This window comes from Haladaptatus sp. (genome assembly GCF_049589095.1).
Classification (GTDB): Archaea; Halobacteriota; Halobacteria; order Halobacteriales; family Haladaptataceae; genus Haladaptatus.
This window is the reverse complement of record NZ_JBAWAC010000108.1, coordinates 1-4,478: the sequence shown is the minus strand read 5'-3', so window position 1 is coordinate 4,478 and position 4,478 is coordinate 1. Positions and strand designations below refer to the sequence as shown.

The 4,478-nt window shown below is 60.7% G+C and carries 4 protein-coding genes and 1 pseudogene; 4 read left to right on the top strand and 1 reads right to left on the bottom strand.

The features are described from left to right. The 4 genes from thrS to WBV42_RS03690 form a co-directional block, all read left to right on the top strand. Positions 1 to 1,200, top strand: a 1,200-nt coding sequence (gene thrS, locus WBV42_RS03705; protein WP_423984838.1) for a threonine--tRNA ligase, incomplete at its 5' end; no start/stop codon positions are given. A 91-nt stretch (positions 1,201 to 1,291) separates the two neighbouring features. Next, entirely contained in the window at positions 1,292 to 2,005 is a 714-nt protein-coding gene (locus WBV42_RS03700; protein ID WP_423984837.1) for a phosphoribosyltransferase family protein, read from the top strand. 153 nt (positions 2,006 to 2,158) lie between these two features. Continuing rightward, on the top strand, positions 2,159 to 3,622 hold the full coding sequence (locus tag WBV42_RS03695) for an NCS2 family permease (RefSeq protein WP_423984836.1): 1,464 nt from the start codon (positions 2,159 to 2,161) through the stop codon (positions 3,620 to 3,622). 77 nt (positions 3,623 to 3,699) lie between these two features. Next, complete coding sequence (locus tag WBV42_RS03690) at positions 3,700 to 3,948, top strand: glutathione S-transferase N-terminal domain-containing protein (protein WP_253233903.1); 249 nt, start codon at positions 3,700 to 3,702, stop codon at positions 3,946 to 3,948. Positions 3,949 to 4,091: 143 nt separating this feature from the next. Here the strand turns inward: WBV42_RS03690 and WBV42_RS03685 are convergent. Further along, positions 4,092 to 4,478, bottom strand: a pseudogene (locus tag WBV42_RS03685) (transcriptional regulator); the annotation flags it as partial.

Here is a 4,478-nt window from a genome sequence, read left to right as displayed (position 1 = left end):
CATCGGAAAATCGGGCGCGAGATGGACCTGTTCTCGGTGCCAGACCACTCGCCGGGGTGTGTCAACTTCCACCCGAACGGGATGGCGGTCCGCCGCGAACTGGAGGAGTACGTCCGCGAGAAGAACGACGAGTTGGGCTACCACGAGGTGAAGACGCCGGAACTCAACCACGCCGAACTGTGGAAGAAGTCGGGGCACTACGACCATTTCAAGGAGGAAGGGGAGATGTTCGCGTGGGAGCAAAACGACCACGAGTACGGGCTCAAGCCGATGAACTGCGCAAATCACGCGTACATCTACGGGGAACAGCGACGCTCGTATCGTGACCTGCCGCTTCGCTTCTCGGAGTTCGGCATGTGCTATCGGAACGAACAATCGGGAGAACTCTCGGGGATGTTGCGCGTTCGGGGATTCACGCAGGACGACGGTCACGCGTTCATTCGCAAGGACCAGATTCGGGAGGAAATCGCCCGCACGCTGTCGGTCATCGACGGGATGTACGAGGTGTTCGGCTTGGACGCCCATCTCGAACTGGAGACGAAACCCGACGACGCAATCGGCGACGACGAGTTATGGGAGCGAGCACACGAGGCGCTTCGGAACGCGTTGGAGGACGAGGGACTCGATTACGAAATCGCGGCGGGAGAGGGCGCGTTCTACGGGCCGAAAATCGCCATCAACGTTGAGGACGCCATCGGTCGCGAGTGGACGATAGGAACGGTACAATTGGACTTCGTGCAACCCGAACGCCTCGGCATCAGTTACGTCGGCGAGGACAACGAGGAACACCGGCCGGTGATGGTCCACCGCGCGCTCCTCGGGTCGATGGAGCGATTCATGGGCGTGTTCATCGAGCACGTCGCGGGGAAGTTCCCGCTCTGGCTGGCACCCGAGCAGGTTCGAATCCTTCCCATCACGGACGATGAAGCGGAGTATGCGGCGGAAATCGCGGACGAACTCGGCGCGTACCGCGTCGAAGTCGACGAGCGGGACTGGACGCTCGGAAAGAAGATTCGGGCGGGCCACGACGACCGGGTTCCCTACATGGTCATCGTCGGGAGCGACGAGGCCGAATCGGGGATGGTCTCGGTGCGCGACAGGGAAGAACGACAGCGGGGAGCGGTCGAACTCGCCGATTTCCGGAATCATCTGGACGGAGAGTACGGCGAAAAGCGGCTTCGGCCGGATTTCCTCGACTGACCCGATAGCAGACGAACCAACATAGGTGTGCCTAAACAGCGGCAAACTATCATCGAAGTGTTCAAGGTTGCACGATGATGACTAGATGGGTATGAACCGAGCAGAGAAGGCCAATCTCCAACTACAGGCCGTCTCAGTCCTCCGAATGCTCAAGGAGACCCGAACCTACGACGAACTCGCGGAAGTCACGGGACTTCCGGCGGGTGATCTGAATCGCTACGTTAACGGCCACGTCCTTCCCAGTCCCGACCGTGCGGAAGCGGTCGTGGAAGGCGTCGGGCGTGAGCAACTCGCCGAAGAGCTACAGGCACGAACCCGACTCGACCCCGAAGGCTACGTGGACAACTCCGGGGTCGTCTTCGACCAGTCGTTCCTCGACCTCGTGGCACCCGTCGCCGTCGAGACGTTCGACTTCGAACTGCCCGACGTGGTGCTCACGGCCGCGACGGACGGCATCACCCTCGCCGCCGCGATGGCGAGTTACTTCGGTGCCCGCTGTGCCTACGCGAAGAAGTCGAAGGAGACCGCCGTCGAGGAGTTCATCGAGGCGCGCCAGCGACTCGCCTCCGGTATCGAACTCACGTACTATCTCCCCTCCTCGGCCATCGCCCCCGGAGAAACCGTCCTCGTCGTGGACGATCTCATTCGCTCCGGCGAGACACAGGAACTGCTCTTGGACATCGCTGAGGCCGCCGACGCCGACGTCAGCGGCGTTTTCGCGCTCATCGCCGCCGGGACGGAGGGCATCGAGCGAGCACAGAAGCGCACGGACGCGCCGGTCGGGGCGCTCGCGTCGTTCGAGTGAGGTCGTCAGTACCGAGTACCGATAAGCACCGTTGTGTTAATTTTTCCCTCTCAAACCGGAATTGGAACTTGACATATGCATAATTGCGTATAGATGCCCAGATACTATGGTAACTGTTAAGTAGGTATTCGCGTTTATGCTCATTCGTGAATCATGGGGCTAAAGGACATCAACAGTAATCAGCAGGGATCCGGGATAACCGGCTTGCTGGCCGACTATTTCGGCTTCGAGGAGCACGGCACCGACCTCGGAACGGAGGTCATGGCGGGAATAACGACGTTCCTGACGATGAGTTACATCGTCGTCGTGAACCCGTCCCTTCTCGCGGACAGCCCAGATATACCGATCCAGGACGGAATCAAAATTGCGGGGTATTCCTACGACCAGACGATGGCGATGCTCGCCGTCGTCACCATCATCGCCGCCGCGGTTGCGACGTTGACGATGGCCTTCTACGCGAACCGACCGTTCGCCCAGGCACCCGGCCTCGGCCTGAACGCGTTCTTCGCGTTCACCGTCGTCGGCACGCTCGGAATTTCGTGGCAGACGGCGCTCGCCGCCGTCGTCGTCGAAGGAATCCTCTTCATTCTGCTCACCGCGATCGGTGCACGAAAATACATCATTCGTCTGTTCCCTGACCCCGTCAAGTTCGCCGTCGGGACGGGTATCGGGTTGTTCCTCGCGATCATCGGTCTCGAAGCGATGCACGTCGTGGCCGCCGACTCCTCGACGTTGGTCACGCTCGGCCCCGTCGCGACCGACCCGGTCGCGGTCGTTTCGGTCGTCGGTCTCTTCATCACCTTCGCACTCTACGCACGCGGAATTCCGGGTTCGATCATCATCGGTATCGGCCTGACGACGCTCATCGGCTACGCCTCCGAGTGGTTCGGCCTCGTCGCGCCGGGAACCCTTACCCCGACGATGACGGGTGCAACCTACGACATCACGCCCGTCGCCGGAGCGTTCGTGAGCGGTCTCGGCGCTCACGATTTGGCCTCCGTCAGCGGATTGTTCTCATTCGGACTCATCGTCTTCACGTTCTTCTTCGTGGACTTCTTCGACACCGCCGGAACGCTCGTCGGTGTCGGACAGGTCGGCGGCTTCCTCGACGAGGAGGGCAACCTCCCCGACGTTGATAAGCCGCTAATGGCCGACGCAATCGGGACCACGGTCGGGGGCATGCTGGGAACCTCGACGGTGACGACGTACATCGAATCCGCCGCAGGTGTCGAGGAGGGTGGTCGCACCGGAATGACGGCGCTCGTCATCGGGGTTCTGTTCCTCCTCTCGCTCGCCTTCGTCCCGTTGGCCACCGCAGTGCCCCAGTACGCCTCGCACATCGCGCTGGTCGTCATCGGCGTCGTGATGCTCGGCAACGTCGTGGACATCGCGTGGGACGACATCACCAACACCGTCCCCGCCGGGATGACCATTCTGGTCATGCCGTTCACCTACTCCATCGCCTACGGCATCGCCGCGGGCATCGTCTCCTACCCCATCGTCAAACTCGCCGCGGGCAAGCGCGAGGACATCCGGCCCGGACACTGGATGCTCGCCGCCGCGTTCGTCGTTTACTTCTTCGTCCGGACGAGTGACCTCCTGAAAGGGAACGTCTGAAGCGGAGTTCGCTTTCAAAACCAGCGGGTTTTCTCCTGAACACCACACTCTTATTTCCCACCTCCCTACGCGTTCGTATGCCGAACCTCGAACTGTACGAACTCAAAGGATGCCCGTTCTGTGCAAAAGTCACGTCCAAACTCGACGAACTCGGACTGGAGTACGAATCACATTCCGTCCCACGAAGCCATTCAGCGCGGACGGAAGTAAAGGAGATCAGCGGCCAGACCGGGGTTCCGGTACTGGTGGATGAAGAACACGGCGTCGAAGGAATGCCGGAAAGCGACGACATCAACGAGTATCTCGAAGAGACGTACGGCGCGTAAAAGCACATCAGAGGTCGCGTATCGAGCAAAAAACGGGGAGATCCATCGTGTACCCCCTGATACCGTCGTCTCAACGATAGGGAAATACGGATTTTTGACGCTCACTATGCAACTGGTGAGTGTGTCGGGGGAGGGACACGTTATCAGGCTTCCGCGCGTTCGCGGATCAGCTTCTGAAGTTCGTCGGCGTCGTCGAGGTCCTCGACTTCCTCGCGTTCGACCAGTGCAGTGCCATCCACGGTTTCCCGTCGCGCCTTGTCCACGAAGTAGACCGAATGGGTCCGTGCGACGTGGCTGATGGAACTCATGATCCGAGCGCGTTTTTCGGCCGTGCGAGTGAACGCCGAGTGACTCGTCAGAACGCGGTCCTCACGGTCGTCCTCGCTGACCGTCCGGAACGGCGCTCTGCTCGTGGGGTGAACCGTGAACCCGACACGGGTGAGCGTGGAGAACATGTCTTGATCGTCGGATTCGGCTTCCGGTTGGTCCGGTTCGTCCTCTTCCGTCACCTCGTCGGCACCATCAAACAC